Source organism: Dyadobacter sp. HNCC25DJ185 (genome assembly GCF_056895195.1).
The window spans coordinates 14,132-29,012 of sequence record NZ_JBXHAR010000011.1 but is presented as its reverse complement, the minus strand read 5'-3'; the positions used below and the strand labels follow the sequence as shown (position 1 = coordinate 29,012).

The window sequence follows — 14,881 nt, the reverse complement described above, 5'->3', positions numbered from 1 at the left end:
ACCAGATGAAAAAGAAACTATCATACATATTTGCGGTTGCCGGTTTGCTTTTTGTAACCAACGGCTGTACCGACCTGAAAGAACAAGTACTTGACGAAACGCTGAGCGCTAAACTGTCTGACGCAGACGCGGCAAATGGTCTTCTGGCCCCCGTTTATGCATTGCTGCCTAACCTGTTCCAGCATACGACCTACTTCGCACTGAACGAGATCTCGACCGACGAGGCGATCCTGCCGTATCGCGGCGGCACCGACTGGGGCGACAACGGGATTTACCTGGCATTGCACGCCCACAACACCACCAGCACCGACCCGAATGTGAACAACACCTGGAATTACCTGGTGCAGTCCATCTCAAGATGTATCACGGCGATGACGGGCCTGAAAGATTCCAAAGACGCAAATGCAGCGTTATACACGGCGGAAGCGCGGGGGATGCGCGCCTACTATAACATGGTGCTGCTTGATATGTTCGGGATCGCCTTTGTGAAAGAAGATCCGGGAACAACTTCGGTGATAGTCCGTGGCGATGAGGCGGTTAAGTACATTGAAAGCGAGTTGCTGGCAGTGGAGCCGATTGTACAGCCAAAATCAGCAGTAGGTCCTGGCAGATTGAACCAGGCTGCGGTATGGGGTTTATTGTCAAGACTTTATCTGAATGCTGCGGTGTACCGTAACATTTACTCGCCAACATTCGATTTCAAGGCTGAGGATATGGATAAAGTGGTCACCTATACGGACAAGATCATTGCTTCCGGTCAGGCGAAATTATCCGCAGACTATTTCTCGATCTTCGGCAACGCGAACCATACCAATGAAGAACTGATCTTCGCGGTAGACCAGCGCGCGGATCTGAACGGACACAACCGTATGGCCTATTTCTCGATCTCTGGCGACCAGTTCCCGCTAGCTGCTTACCCAGCCGCAAATGGTACTGATGGTCCCGCAATAACCTCGGATTTTTACCAGTCATGGGTGCAGGCTTATGGCGCGGTAGATCCCAGCCGCGATCCGCGTTTTTACAAACAAAATATGTCCATCTATACCAATGCAGCAGATACCTGCCTGAATGATGCCGATTACAAGATTAACCGTGGTATCCTGAGAGGTCAGCAATATGGCGCGCTGCGTGTGAATGGTGCATTTGTGAGATGCGCCGATGGAAAATTGAAAGTTGGAAAACTGACTTATGTAACCCGCAACCGGTCTGACCTCGCGGTGAATTTCACCGAGCTGATCGACTTTACGACTGCGGGCAGCAACTACAACACAGGTTACCGGGTAGAGAAATATGAATTTGGCAGCGAATCAAACACAGGACGTAACAAAGGTGATGCGGATATCGTAATCCTGCGTCTGGCTGACATTTATATGATGCGCGCCGAAGCCAAACTGCGCAAGAGCAATGATGCCGCCAGCGCACTGGCCGATGTGAACATTGTAAGAGCTTCGCGTACAGCAACATTGGCGCCGCCAGCATTGACCAGCATGACACTGGATCTGCTTCTCCGCGAAAGAGGATTTGAGTTTTACTGGGAAATGCTGCGCAGAAGCGATCTGATCCGTTTTGGGAAATACGAAGGCAAATGGACGGAGAAAACCAATGCCGACGTGAAGAAAAGGATCTTCCCGATCCCGCAGACTGCCATTGACGGAGCCTCCAATCTCCCCGGCTATCTGAAACAGAATGACGGATATTGATTTGTGAGATTAAAAAATAAAAGGCGGCCTGGATTTCCTGGTCGCCTTTATTTTTGGTCAGACGTCCAGTTCCTCTACTTTTTCGGTGTCCGGGCCAGGCGTCAGAACAGGGTTGTGCCTGTAGCCTTTCACAAACGTCCGCTTTACCCTGACCGATCTATTCATATAGGGTATCCAGATGGCAGCAAAGAAAACCTGCCTGAAAATCTCTTTCAGATTTCCATCGAAAGCCTGGCCGGAAGCATCAGCAAAAACGGTGTAAACAATAGATGCATTCACGATGACATAAGCGAGGTTAACACCGAGGTAAGTGCAGTAAAGTGTAGGAAAAGAATCCCGTTTCTTAAAAAACAGGACCGAGAGGAATACTGAGAAACACCATAGGGAGATATTGAAAACGGTTTGAAAAACCAGCAAAGTCCGAAAGCCCCATTGATGCAGGTCCGAAGTCCGGGCCATGCTGTTCCAGCCAGATTTGGTCAAAAATCCTCCCCCTTCGACCGAGACATAATAAATCGGGGCAGATACAGCAGCCAGTACAATCCCGATACCGACCAGGATCAGCCAGCTACGAATTTTCTGTGGTTCTGTGCGTCCTTCTCCTCCCGGGGAAAATTGATAAAGCCGGTAAAATGCGGCAGTGCAAACCAGGACTACTAATAAGCCCAGAGATACCATCCATCCGTTCAGGTTGTCATAGCTGAGCATGAGGTCTGCACCGGGTGCGTTGAGTTGGTATTCCAGATTTTCTGCCAGCCTGTCCATGTCAGCCCGGAACTGCTTCACATCGCCAGCCGGCACATGGTCCTGCAAGGTCTCATAATCATAGGAAAGCTCCCAGACATTTTGGTCCGCTATTAGCCGGGACTTGAATGCTACTTTATAAGCCGCGCGCTCGATTTTCCAGGAGTCGTCCGGGACGTTCCAGGGCCCGGGCATGTGGACCCGGATCGTATACGTGTTATGGTAAGGATATTTAAGAGATACCGGATCTTTGCGCGGCCGGTTTGGCAGTATCACCAGCTGATCATAAAGTTGTTTTCCAAGAATATTGATATGCCGTTTCTCATTGGTGCTGTCGTATTGCCAGGCGTTTTTCATCGCATATCTTTCAACCAGCGAGAAATTATTGGCCTCGCGTTGATCATAAAATTCCAGCGTGTCGGATATTTCAAATTCGGCATGCTTATAGGTATCCCGGTAATAGTTGAGGTAAGATTGCTCTGTCTCGGAAATAACCGCATCCTGGAAAAATGACCTTGAATCGTCTGCCTCGCCTTCAAAATAAACCGTCTTCACCTCCAGCAACCCGGCAAGTGAAGTATCCGCCATGTCTGGCAGATAAATCTCCTCTGTAATGGTAAGATAACCAGGATTTTGTATCGGAATGGCGAGCGGGCTGACCTGACCGTCTTTCAGGAGTAATCCTTGCCCGTACGGCGGGAAATTAATCTTGGAAATAACGCCGCCCTGCAATGGAATGGTGGCGTCGATAAATACAAATGCGTTTGTTTCTTCCGGGCGCTGCCCTTTATCCCGGGTCCTGATGCGGACCACAACATGATTGAAATCCGTTGGCGAAGGCAGGTAGTCGGACAGGTGCGATCTTTTGTAGGTATCTACCAGTAATGGATCACATTCGATGTTGTTTGCTTTCAGGATTGCACACAAAAGAAAAGCCTTATCCTTACAGTCGCCGTACCGCTGCCGGAAAACCTCATCGGGCTGGTGAGGCCGGTGCGAATTTTCTCCCGTCTCAATACCCAGGTACCTAATTTCATCCTGTACAAACCTGACGGCGCTCTCCATGTATTGGAAAGTGCTTTGGCTGGACTTCTTCCACTCTTCCACCTTCGCTTTTAGCGCGCCGGAAACCACGGGGGTCTGATAAAAATTCAGGCCCCAGTCCACTACTTCTTTCCAGCTTTTGTATTCCGACACCTGTACAAAAGGGTGCTTGGTGTACCATCCGGGCGTGTTGTCCTCGTACGCTACATTCTTTACATTTTTGAGGTCCCATTCATACACTATATTCTCACTGCCAGCTCGCACCGTCTTCAAAGGAGGTTTGTTAAAATCCTTGAAAAAAATCTCCCTACCTTTTTTTGCTATGATGGCGTAGTGAATGTGGGAGACGTAGTCGTAGGTATAAAAACTCAGGATATTGGAATATTTATTTTGAAAAACAGGGTTCCAGCCGGTGCGTGTGTACGATACATCGACCCTATCCCCTTTCCTGATGTCTTTCAGGATAAGTGAGGCCGCATAGTATCCATTGTAAATAAATCGCTGACGGTCCGTTTCAAGCGGCAATACCTTAAATTCCGACAGCTCCAGCTGGGAAATTCGCTCGCCGTTACGCCAGATCGAAATCTCGTGAAAATCAATGTGTTCGTACAGCGGGTCAAAAGTAATGCTGATCTCAGAGCCGTTCTGGATACCGCTCTCCGTCACAATTTGCCGGATGAACCGCTGGTAAGTCGCCCTCTTCTCTAGATGGATCTGCATTTCCGAAAACGAGGTATAATAACCTTCCGAGAAATCTTTGGCGGAGGCTGGATTTCCTCCAGGAACGACCGGCGACAACCAGGCAGGAGCAGGCTTAACGCCAATGGAAGGGGTCGCAAGTGACTGAAATCCAATAAAAACAAGAAATAAACAAGCAAACAGTCTGGTGTTGGCGCGGAAGGAGGCGATGATCAATTTGTTAACCACAATAGAGATGAAGGATTTACTAAAATAAAAATATTCCGGTAAACCTCAAATGGCTGATTACTTTTCGGGGTCAAAACTGTGACAGTATGTTCATCTTTTCGCCGAGGCCACTTTCTCCAATTTCATGGCGTGCTTTTAAAGTCAAAATATGCGCGCATCATTTCAACGCTCTATCGACTTCTTGTTTGGGTGTTTTGTCTGTTTCCTTTTGAAAACCAGTCAGTAAAATTACCAGTCGGTTTGGGTCAAAAAAACAAAATACCCGCCAGATATTCGATCCGAGCCTGATCTTCGCTTGTTAAAGTCTGTTGGTTTCCCGAATGAATTTCAAGTAACTGGTTACTTTTTCTCAACTACTTTTCCGCAAAAAAGCCCGGTTCACGGCGATGGTACCATGAACCGAGCCGAAAGTAACTTTTCAAAAGCTGAATTACCTACACATTCACAAACTGCATTTGCTGCGCATCGTAGCGTGTACCTGCTGTTGTTCCGATGGGAATAATTGATTCCAGTTTTGCCTTTTCTTCGGTAGTGAGGGTAATGTCGGCTGCGGCGGCGTTTTCTTCAATGTATTTAATCCGCTTTGTGCCCGGAATGGCTACCACCTCATTGGAAAGTACCCAGGCCAATGCCAGCTGAGAAGCTGTGATGCCCTTTTCGGCAGCGATCACCTGGATCTGTTTGAGTAAATCGAGGTTTTTGTAAAAATTCTCTCCTTGAAAACGCGGGATTTGCCTGCGGAAATCGTCGGCCGCGAAATCATCCGGGCTTTTTAATTCTCCGGTGATAAAACCTCGTCCGAGCGGAGAATAAGCGACGAAGCCAATTCCCAGTTCTTTCAAAACATCCAGTACACCATTGGCCTCCGGGTCGCGTTCAAAAAGAGAATACTCGGTTTGGATCGCTGATATGGGGTGCACCTGGTGCGCTTTCCTGATCGTATCAGAAGAAACTTCCGACAAGCCAATGTATTTGACCTTCCCTGATCGGACAAGCTCGCCCATCGCACCAACCGTATCCTCAATAGGTGTCTGTGGGTCAAGACGGTGGAGGTAATAAAGGTCAATGTAGTCTGTTCCCAGATTTCTCAGTGATCGGTCAATCGCCTTTTTAACATATTCCGGCTTTCCATTGAAACCCCAGGTAAGTTGCTCATTGTCATCTACCTCATATCCAAACTTGGTAGCAATGATATACTTGTCCCTGCTGCCTTTGATTGCTTTTGCCACCAGTCGCTCGTTCAGCAGAGGACCATACAGATCGGCCGTATCCAGAAAATCGATACCCAGTTCCAATGCGCGGTGGATTGTCGCAATTGATTCCTGCTCATTTGCTTTACCATATATGTCGCCGCCGGCAAGGGTCGTCATGCCCATGCACCCCAATCCCTCCACAGAAACTTCCAATCCCTGACTTCCTAATTTTGTCCTTTTCATTTTGCTTTATCTGTTGTTTACAAAGGCAAAATTAGTGTGACAATGCTTCGTGGGGGTTAAACCTTTCAAAGCAATAATTATAGTTTTCAAAGCATTCTGCGAAAAGCCAGCGGTGTTTGTGAGGTATGTTTTTTGAAAAAATGGTTGAAGTAGGAAGCATATTCGAAACCCAGCGTGAATGCAATATCGGCTACGCTCCAATCGGTGTAAGCGAGCAATGATTTGGCCTCGGCAAGAATCCGTTCATTGATGTGCGTGGTGGTGGACTTGCCAGTTACCTCCTGCACGGCTGCATTCAGATGGTTGACATGTACGGACAACTGACTCGCATAGTCCCCCGCTTTTCTGAAAGCAATTGCATTGCTGGGCGAGTCGACAGGAAACTGCCTTTCAAGTAATTGAAGAAACAATTTAGCGATCCTTGCAGCGGCATTGGGAGGGTTGAAATAGGCTACGGAAGGCTGCATTTTGATTGCTTCATGAATAATCAGGTTGAGCTGATTTCGGATAACATCGTATTTATAAAGGTAATCCGTATCCACTTCGCGGCGCATTCTTACAAAAATACCTTCCAGATACTGGGTCTGATCTTCGTCCAGAAAATAGACCGGATCGCCGCCTACTTTAAACAGGTTGGACTCCTGAAGACTTTCCATTCTGCCGCCGCCATAAAGAAATTCGCTGGCAAAAAGACAAAAATAACCGCCCGCAGGACCGCTGATCCCCTCCCATGAATAAGGAACCAAAGGCGTAGTAAAAACCAATGCAGGCTTGCGGATTTCAATGCCGCGGTTCGCGTAAAGCAGTTCACTCTCGCCTTTCAGAATGAGACTTATTTTGTAATAATCCCGCCGATTGTAAGAGGCCAGACTACAATTATCCTCCCCAATCCCCGAAACCCTGAACTGCGCCGCCCCTTCCGGCAGCCCAACAAACCGGTCGGGCTCTCTACCTAAAACTTCTGATTGCTGCATGCACGAAATTACGGAATTCAAAGGGAAGGCAGGCAACAATATGCCTACCAATGAATTAATTTGGATGGCAAAGACTCACAAATCAGCAATTCTTCTTCGGATTCAATAAATACAATCGTGTATTTATTGAAAGAAATGCATTTGTAACCGAGAAGTGCGCGGCCCGGGTCGCGACATGTATTGTAAATCCTGACTGGTCAAGCCAGTTTGCCAAGGAAGTCATCTGAAAACTTTTCCGCAGCTTGTATTAGGCCTTTTGACTTAATCAACCAGGCGATATCAGCAATAATGTCTGCCAAAGATGGCGAATAACTACTCTCCTTTCGCCCATTCATGGATACGCTTTTTGCCATACTCACGAGCTTCCGACACCGAGAACATTTTTTCAGGCTTCGATTTTAGTGCCGCTTTCCTCCGCAACTCCCGAAAATTCTCTTCCGGATTGAGCACCTATTTTTTATCGTCTATTAGCAGCTCCGTCATTCCGAAGCTATTTGAATAACAAAAACAATTTTCTCCTAAAAATCTCCGTAGGTGGCAGCCAATCAACTTAAATACGCAGCGAAGATTCCCTAATCACCAGTTCCGAGGGAAGTACAATACTCTCGTGCAGGAAATCCCCGGAACCATTGATCTGGTTCATGAAAAGACGGGACGCTTCCATACCAATTTTACGGCCAGGCCTGCTGACTGTCGTAAGGGAAGGAAAAGTATAGGCCGAAATCGGGGAATTGTCGAAACCAACCAGGCCGACATCCTGTGGAATTTTGAGATTTTTATCTTTGACTACCCGCATCGCACCAATCGCAACCTGGTCATTTACACCAAAAATAGCGTCGGGAGGAGAGGCCATTTCCAACAACCTTTTGGTAGGCACAATTGCACTTTCAACTTTGAAGTTGGTGTTGATGATCAGCTCCTCACGGACTGGCATGTCATATTTTTTCAAACAATCCACATAACCTTTGAAACGCTGCTCCGAAACCGTCAGCCCGTTCGGGCCTTTCAAATGAGCGATTTGCTTATAGCCGATATTGATCAAATGCTCCACAGCCGCAAATGCGCCATGGTAATCGTCCACGGTAGCACGGCTTGTTTCGAAATCCTCGTACTCACGGTCGATGAAAATCAGGGGTGTTTTCCGTTGGATTACGCTTTCCAAATGCTCGTAATAGCCTGAATCATAAGTCTCCTGGGATACCGACAGAAATATACCCTCAGTCCTGTTGGACAATAACTTTGACAGATATTCCTTTTCGAGCAGGTAATTTTCATTGGTCACGCAGATATTCAAGGTGTAGCCCAACGGCTGCAATGCGGTGTGAAGGCCCTCAATGACGGCGGTTTCATAATAATTGCTGATGGTCGGCACAACCACTCCCAGGGATGCCGTTTTTTTATTTAAGAGACTTAAAGACACTTCATTGCGCTGGTAACCTACTTCTCTCGCATATTCCTGGATATTTTTCCGGGTATCCTCATTGATGGCGGGATGGTCGTTCAGCGCCCTGGATACAGTAGAAGGCGAACAGCGGAAACGGCGTGCAATGTCTTTAATCGTAACGGGTCGGGAGGAATTCATGAGTGGATTTGTAGCGAATATTTCTTGTGAATTTTTTCAAACGTTTGCATTCAATATAAACATATTTACATTTTGTGTTTAATTTATACAACGCTATCATTGTGCAAATGTATTTGATTTTACCCTAATGAGTAACCTGCTGATCAAACCCCAAGCTGATAAGACTTACCATTCGCTCTCTGCCGCGCAGGCCGGATGGACGTATCTGAACTTCGAGGCTAAAATACTGGATGTTAATGAACAAATTTCGGGCAACACCCTGGAATACGAATATTGCATTGTTTTGCTCGGTGGCAATTTTAAAATCGAGGCGGCCGGGCAGACCTGGGAAACCAAAAACGGGCGTAAAGATGTGTTCAGCGGAATCGGCCACGCGATGTATCTTTCGCGTCGCACACCGTTTGTACTGACCGCACAATCGCCCGATACGGACATCGCGATCTGCAAGGTACTCTCTGACGAAGACCATCCTCCCCGGATGAAACGCCCGGAAGAAGCAGCCATCGAGTTCCGCGGTGGGGATAATGCTAACCGACAGATCAACAGCTTATTGGAACCGGGGTTTGATTGCCATAAAATTGTTTGCGTCGAGGTATATACGCCATCCGGGAACTGGAGTTCGTTCCCGGCCCACAAACATGACGACCGGAAAGTAGCCGAGGACGGCACTCTGATCGAAGCGAACCTCGAGGAAATCTATTTTTATAAAATCGATAAGCCGCAGGGCTATGCGATCCAGCAGGTTTATACCGAAGACCGCTCACTGGACGAGATTGTCAGGGTCAGGAACAACGAGGCAGTACTTGTCCCGAAAGGCTACCATCCCGTTGTCGCAGGCCATGGCTACAATGTATATTATCTCAACTTCCTGGCAGGAAGCGATCAGTCTCTGGCCAATACTTCCGATCCCGATCATGACTGGATCTACGGGACCTGGAAAGGTTCGGATCCGAGGCTACCCATTGTGACAGCAGACATGAACGGCGACTAGCTTTCGACTTGTCATTTCCAGTGGTCAAAAATACAATTCACGACAAATTTAAAGCTAAACGCGAACGCCTAAAAGCTAACGGCTAAGGCTGAAAGCTGACAGACAGTTGCCATCCCCAATGAAAAAATACGACCTGCTTACTCTCGGCCGCTCTTCCATTGATCTGTATTCCGCTAATGTGGGAAGCCCTTTTGAAAAAATCGAAGCGTTTAATGCATTTGTGGGCGGCTGTCCGCTTAACATCGCTACGGGAAGCCGTAGGCTAGGACTGGAAACAGCGATTCTGACTGGAATTGGAAATGACCAGGTTGGCAATTTTATCAAACATTTCCTGGACCAGGAGGGAATTATCACCGATTGGGTGCCCACCATTGAAGGTACCAGAAGCTCGGCGGTGATCCTGGGTATCGAGCCCCCCGACCGCTTTCCATTGGTTTTTTATCGTGAGAATTGCGCGGATATTAACCTGAATATAGATCATGTAGCAGCTGTTCCTTTCCAGGATTTCAGGGCTGCAGCTTTTTCGGGGACCGCATTCAGCAAAGACCCTAGCCGTACCGCCATGTTTTTCGCACTGGAGCTAGCCAGGAAGAACAATGTGACCAGATTACTCGACATCGATTTTCGCGCCGACCAGTGGTTCGACCCCCGCGCTTTTGGCATAACAATCCGGGCAGCACTGGGCAGCTTTAACATTGTGGTCGGGACCGAGGAAGAGATACTTGCCACTTTCTTAACCGATAAAGAACAGTTGCTGATCAAGCACCAGCAAATATCGGCGCCTGAAATCCGCGGAAATATCGAAAATGCGATCCAGGAAATCCTGGCCTCAGGTGTGGAGACCCTGGTCGTAAAAAGAGGAAAAGACGGTGCCTCGATTTTCCAGCCAGGAAAAGAAGAAGTAAAAGTGCCCGGGTTTCCGGTTGAGGTTTTGAATGTCCTGGGTGCGGGCGACGCCTTTTGCGCAGGATTCTCCTATGGGCTACTCAATGGCTGGGAGCTTTATAAAAGTGTTCGCATGGGAAATGCCTGTGGCGCGATCATTGTGACCCGTGAAGGCTGCGCGAATTTTATGCCGACCTACAGCGAAGTAATGAAGTTTGTTGAAAGTTACGGAGGCCTCTGATCCGGCAGAAGAAAGTATATGCAGTAGGAAACTGCATTCAACCAAAAAAACAATCAATAACCGGGCCTTTCAAGGACGGGATAAAAAAGCAAATGGAAAAATTAAAAAATTATATCAATGGTCAGTGGGTCGACAGTCATTCCGACCACTTTGAAAATGTATTGAATCCAGCCAGTCAGGAAGTGCTCGCGCTGGTACCTTACGGCAATAAGCAGGACGTGTCCGATGCCGCCGCCGCCGCCGCACAGGGATTTCAGGAGTGGAGAAGCACGCCGGTTTCCAAACGGGTGCAGTACCTTTTTAAGCTAAAAACATTGCTGGAAGACCACCTCGACGACATTGCAAAAACCATCGTTCTGGAATCCGGCAAAACTTTCGTGGAGGCAAAAGCCGAGATGGTCAGAGCGATAGAAAACGTGGAAAACGCTTGCGGAATGCCGGCTTTGATGCAGGGGGAATTTTCAGAGGATATTGCCAAAGGTATCGATGAATATATGATCCGCCAGCCGCTGGGAGTTTGCGCATGTATTGCTCCATTCAATTTTCCGGGTATGATCACCTTCTGGTTTTTGCCCTATGCATTGGCTTGCGGAAATAGTTACATCATCAAACCTTCGGAAAAAGTACCGCTTACGATGACCAAGATCGTGGGGTTGATGGAACAACTTGACCTTCCGAAAGGAGTGCTGAACCTGGTTCAGGGAGCACGAGAAGTAGTAGATTCTTTATTGGAACATCCTGTTATCAAAGGGATCAGCTTCGTAGGATCATCGAATGTCGCCAGATATGTATATTCCAAAGGAGCTGCAAACGGCAAACGCGTACAGGCCCAGGGTGGCGCGAAAAACCCGGTTATCGTATTGCCCGACGCGGATATTGAAATGACATCCCAAATTGTCATCGACAGCGTTTACGGCTGCGCGGGCCAGCGTTGTCTCGCCGCTTCAACCATTATTACGGTTGGTGAGCACAAGGATATCACCGAAAGCCTGGTTGAGTCCGCGAAAAACCGGAAAACAGGTTTTGGCCTCGACGGCGACGTGTTAATGGGCCCGGTGATTACCGCAGAGAGCAAAAATCGTGTTCAAGAGCTGATTGAGAAAGGCATCGGCGAAGGCGGCCGTTTACTGGTCGATGGCAGAAATGCGAAAATAAGCGGTTTCGAAAACGGGAATTTCATCCAGCCTACGATTATTGAAGACATTCCGCTCGACGGCGAGCTCGCGGCAACGGAGATCTTTGGCCCGGTACTTAGCCTGGTGCATATCAATACCATCGACGAGGCGATCCGCTTCATCAATTCGGGCCGTTATGGGAATATGGCGTGTATCTTCACAAGCAGCGGTCTCAACGCACGCAAATTCCGCCACGAAGCAGAGGCCGGAAACATCGGGATCAACATCGGCGTAGCTGCGCCGGTAGCACAATTCCCCTTCTCCGGCTGGAAAGAAAGCTTTTACGGCGACTTACACGGACAAGGCAAACATGCCGTCGAGTTTTTCACACAGACTAAAGTGGTAATTGAGCGATGGTTGAAAGAATGGCACAGAAAGTTCTGAGGTGATCATTGGGTTAGCTATCAGCACCTTTTTATCGGCCGAGATCGGGAATGACTATTACTAGATTAAAAAAATCCAAAGGCAAACAGCTAAAAAGCATTTAAACCATCCCCAACCAAATGACAAAGAAATTGAGAACCGGTGTGATCGGCCTGGGCAGGATTGGACAGATCCATCTGAGCAATCTGGTGCATCATATGCCTGATGCCGAAGTGATTATCGCTTCGGATTTATCGCCTGCCGCCCATGCTTTTGCGCATAACCTCGGCGTGGCAAACGTATCGACCGATGCATACGATGTGATCAACCATCCCGAAGTGGAGGCGGTGATCATCTGCTCCCCTACCCCGTACCACGTACCCTACACGGTTGCCGCGGCCAATCAGAAGAAGCATGTCTTTTGTGAAAAGCCACTGGACGTTACCTTGGAGGCGATTCAGGAGGCCGAAAAAGCAGTAAATGAAAACCAGGTCAAGCTGATGCTGGGGTTCAACCGTCGGTTTGACACCAACTTTAAAAATATCAGGTCTATCGTCGAAGCCGGTAAAATCGGCGATCCCCATATCCTGCGTGTTACCAGCCGCGATCCGGCGCCCCCGCCGGTTGAATACCTCAAAGTTTCAGGCGGCATCTTTCTGGATATGTCGATTCACGACTTCGACATGGCGCGCTATATTGTGGGCAGCGAAGTGAAGGAGGTTTTTGTCAAAGGCGACGCGCTGATCCATCCGGAGATCAAGGAATTCGGCGATATAGATACCGCTGTGATCGTGCTGACATTTGAAAACGGCGCAATCGGCGTGATCGACAATAGTCGCAAAGCGGTGTACGGCTATGACCAGCGACTTGAAATATTTGGGTCAAAAGGAATGGCGAAAGCTGAAAATAACACCGGCGATACGATTATCCACTACGGCAACGACGGCGGACACAGCTCATTACCGCTGCATTTCTTTTTGGAAAGATATGAAACCGCATATCGTGTTTGCTTAAAGTCGTTTATTGATTGCGTTCAAAATGACTCGCCATCACCAGTCAACGCCCACGACGGGCTCATGGCCACCGCAATAGGAATAGCCGCAATGAAGTCTTTGACAGAAGGCAGAAGTGTAAAAATGGAAGAGATTTTGCAGCTTGCAACAGTTTAACCTTTGACCTTTCATTACTAACCCTTCATTCGAATGTCCAATACCGGTTTGCAATCGCTGGATTACGTCGTTTTCTTTATTTACCTGATAGGCGTATCCGCTTATGGATACTGGATTTACAAAAGGAAGAGTTCAAAGGAAGTAAGTTCAACGGACTATTTCCTTGCAGAAGGCTCGCTGACTTTCTGGGCAATTGGCGCTTCTATTATCGCTTCTAACATTTCCGCAGAACATTTTATCGGTATGTCCGGCTCCGGTTTCGCGATCGGGCTGGCCATATCATCGTACGAATGGATGGCGGCCGCGTCACTGATCGTCGTTGCATTGTTTATCCTGCCGGTTTATCTCAAAAACAGGATTTACACCATGCCCCAATTTCTGAGGGAGCGTTATAGTCCCACTGTAGCGACGATCATGGCTGTTTTCTGGCTTTTGTTGTATGTTTTTGTCAACCTCACATCCATTCTTTACTTGGGGGCACTGGCATTGGAAGTCACGGCGGGGATCAATTTTAATTATGCGATCATTGGTCTCGGCATTTTTGCCGTGATCATTACAATCGGCGGGATGAAGGTGATCGGATATACCGACGTCGTGCAAGTGATCGTACTCGTGGCTGGCGGCCTGGTGACCACTTACCTTGCGCTGGACCTGGTATCAACACATTTCAACAAACCCGGTATTTTCAATGCATTAGGATTGCTTCGCGAACAAGCCGATTCGCATTTTCACATGATCCTGCCCAAAGAAAGCCCTTTTTATAAGGACCTGCCCGGCTTATCGGTCATTATTGGTGCCATGTGGATTAATAACCTGGCCTATTTCGGGTGCAACCAATACATTATACAGCGCAGTCTGGGCGCCGACTTGCCCACTGCCCGGAAAGGGATCTTGTTTGCCGCACTGCTCAAATTGCTCATTCCGATCATCGTGGTTATTCCGGGAATTGCGGCTTTTGTTTTGTACCAAAATGGCATGTTTCAGGCAGAAATGCTGGATGCGGCGGGTGCTGTCAAACCGGATCACGCCTACCCTGTATTGCTGAACTTATTGCCGGCTGGCTTAAAAGGAATGGCTTTTGCCGCGCTTACCGCGGCGATCGTTGCTTCATTGGCAGGAAAAGCGAACAGTATCTCCACGATTTTCACACTCGATATTTATAAACAATACATTGCGCCAAAAGCCAGTGAAAAGCAACTGGTCAGGATAGGTAGGGTGACCATATATGTAGCGATGGGAATTGGTATAATCATTGCCCCGCAACTCCGGGTATTGGATCAGGCTTACCAGTTTATCCAGGAATACAGCAGCTTTATCACCCCAGGTGTCTTTGCGATATTTATTTTGGGCATGTTCTGGAAACGGACCACGTCTGCGGCTGCACTTACGGCCGCCATACTGACCATACCCTTATCAACTGCAGGAAAATTCCTGGCACCGGAAATTCCTTTCCTGGACCGGATGGGCATTATTTTCCTGGTACTTTGCGGGGTGATTGTGGTCATGACCCTGGCAGATCCCAAAAGCAAAGACAATCCGAAAGGCCTGGCGATAGACGCTTCCATGTTCCGCCCAGGCAAAAGTTTTGTTGTAGGGTCAATCCTGATTTGCGGCGTAATCGCTGCGCTTTACACCGTCTTTTGGTAGCAT

General features: G+C 48.1%; 11 protein-coding genes. 6 read left to right on the top strand and 5 right to left on the bottom strand.

Going from position 1 to position 14,881, the window contains the following annotated elements; translation table 11 throughout:
• The first annotated feature begins 5 nt into the window (after positions 1–5).
• Positions 6–1,700, top strand: coding sequence for a RagB/SusD family nutrient uptake outer membrane protein (locus tag AC1XUF_RS26750; RefSeq protein WP_483344929.1), 1,695 nt, complete (start codon positions 6–8; stop codon positions 1,698–1,700).
• A gap of 57 nt (positions 1,701–1,757) precedes the next feature.
• Here the strand turns inward: AC1XUF_RS26750 and AC1XUF_RS26745 are convergent, their stop codons facing one another.
• The 5 genes from AC1XUF_RS26745 to AC1XUF_RS26725 all read right to left on the bottom strand — a co-directional run bounded on the left by AC1XUF_RS26745 (position 1,758) and on the right by AC1XUF_RS26725 (position 8,407).
• Complete coding sequence (locus AC1XUF_RS26745; RefSeq protein WP_483344928.1) at positions 1,758–4,415, bottom strand: DUF3857 domain-containing protein; 2,658 nt, start codon at positions 4,413–4,415, stop codon at positions 1,758–1,760.
• 157 nt (positions 4,416–4,572) lie between these two features.
• The gene (locus AC1XUF_RS26740) at positions 4,573–4,704 is read right to left on the bottom strand and encodes a type II toxin-antitoxin system RelE/ParE family toxin (RefSeq protein ID WP_483345120.1); all 132 of its coding nucleotides are present in this window, start codon (positions 4,702–4,704) and stop codon (positions 4,573–4,575) included.
• Between the two features lie 145 nt (positions 4,705–4,849).
• Positions 4,850–5,851: an aldo/keto reductase gene (locus AC1XUF_RS26735; protein ID WP_483344927.1), complete on the bottom strand. Its 1,002-nt coding sequence runs from the start codon at positions 5,849–5,851 to the stop codon at positions 4,850–4,852.
• Between the two features lie 86 nt (positions 5,852–5,937).
• Entirely contained in the window at positions 5,938–6,825 is an 888-nt protein-coding gene (locus AC1XUF_RS26730) for a helix-turn-helix domain-containing protein (protein WP_483344926.1), read from the bottom strand.
• Between the two features lie 550 nt (positions 6,826–7,375).
• On the bottom strand, positions 7,376–8,407 hold the full coding sequence (locus AC1XUF_RS26725; protein WP_483344925.1) for a LacI family DNA-binding transcriptional regulator: 1,032 nt from the start codon (positions 8,405–8,407) through the stop codon (positions 7,376–7,378).
• Between the two features lie 127 nt (positions 8,408–8,534).
• Between AC1XUF_RS26725 and iolB the strand changes: the two genes are divergently transcribed.
• The 5 genes from iolB to AC1XUF_RS26700 all read left to right on the top strand — a co-directional run bounded on the left by iolB (position 8,535) and on the right by AC1XUF_RS26700 (position 14,878).
• Positions 8,535–9,398 carry a 5-deoxy-glucuronate isomerase gene (iolB, locus tag AC1XUF_RS26720; protein WP_483344924.1) on the top strand — a complete coding sequence of 288 codons (864 nt, stop codon included), beginning with the start codon at positions 8,535–8,537 and terminating at the stop codon, positions 9,396–9,398.
• 118 nt (positions 9,399–9,516) lie between these two features.
• Entirely contained in the window at positions 9,517–10,524 is a 1,008-nt protein-coding gene (gene iolC / locus AC1XUF_RS26715) for a 5-dehydro-2-deoxygluconokinase (RefSeq protein ID WP_483344923.1), read from the top strand.
• A 92-nt stretch (positions 10,525–10,616) separates the two neighbouring features.
• The gene (locus AC1XUF_RS26710) at positions 10,617–12,083 is read left to right on the top strand and encodes a CoA-acylating methylmalonate-semialdehyde dehydrogenase (protein ID WP_483344922.1); all 1,467 of its coding nucleotides are present in this window, start codon (positions 10,617–10,619) and stop codon (positions 12,081–12,083) included.
• Between the two features lie 119 nt (positions 12,084–12,202).
• Positions 12,203–13,231 carry an inositol 2-dehydrogenase gene (gene iolG / locus AC1XUF_RS26705; protein WP_483344921.1) on the top strand — a complete coding sequence of 343 codons (1,029 nt, stop codon included), beginning with the start codon at positions 12,203–12,205 and terminating at the stop codon, positions 13,229–13,231.
• Positions 13,232–13,264: 33 nt separating this feature from the next.
• Positions 13,265–14,878 (top strand): sodium/sugar symporter, encoded by a 1,614-nt coding sequence (locus tag AC1XUF_RS26700; RefSeq protein ID WP_483344920.1) that lies wholly within the window; start codon positions 13,265–13,267, stop codon positions 14,876–14,878.
• The last annotated feature ends 3 nt before the right edge of the window (positions 14,879–14,881 follow it).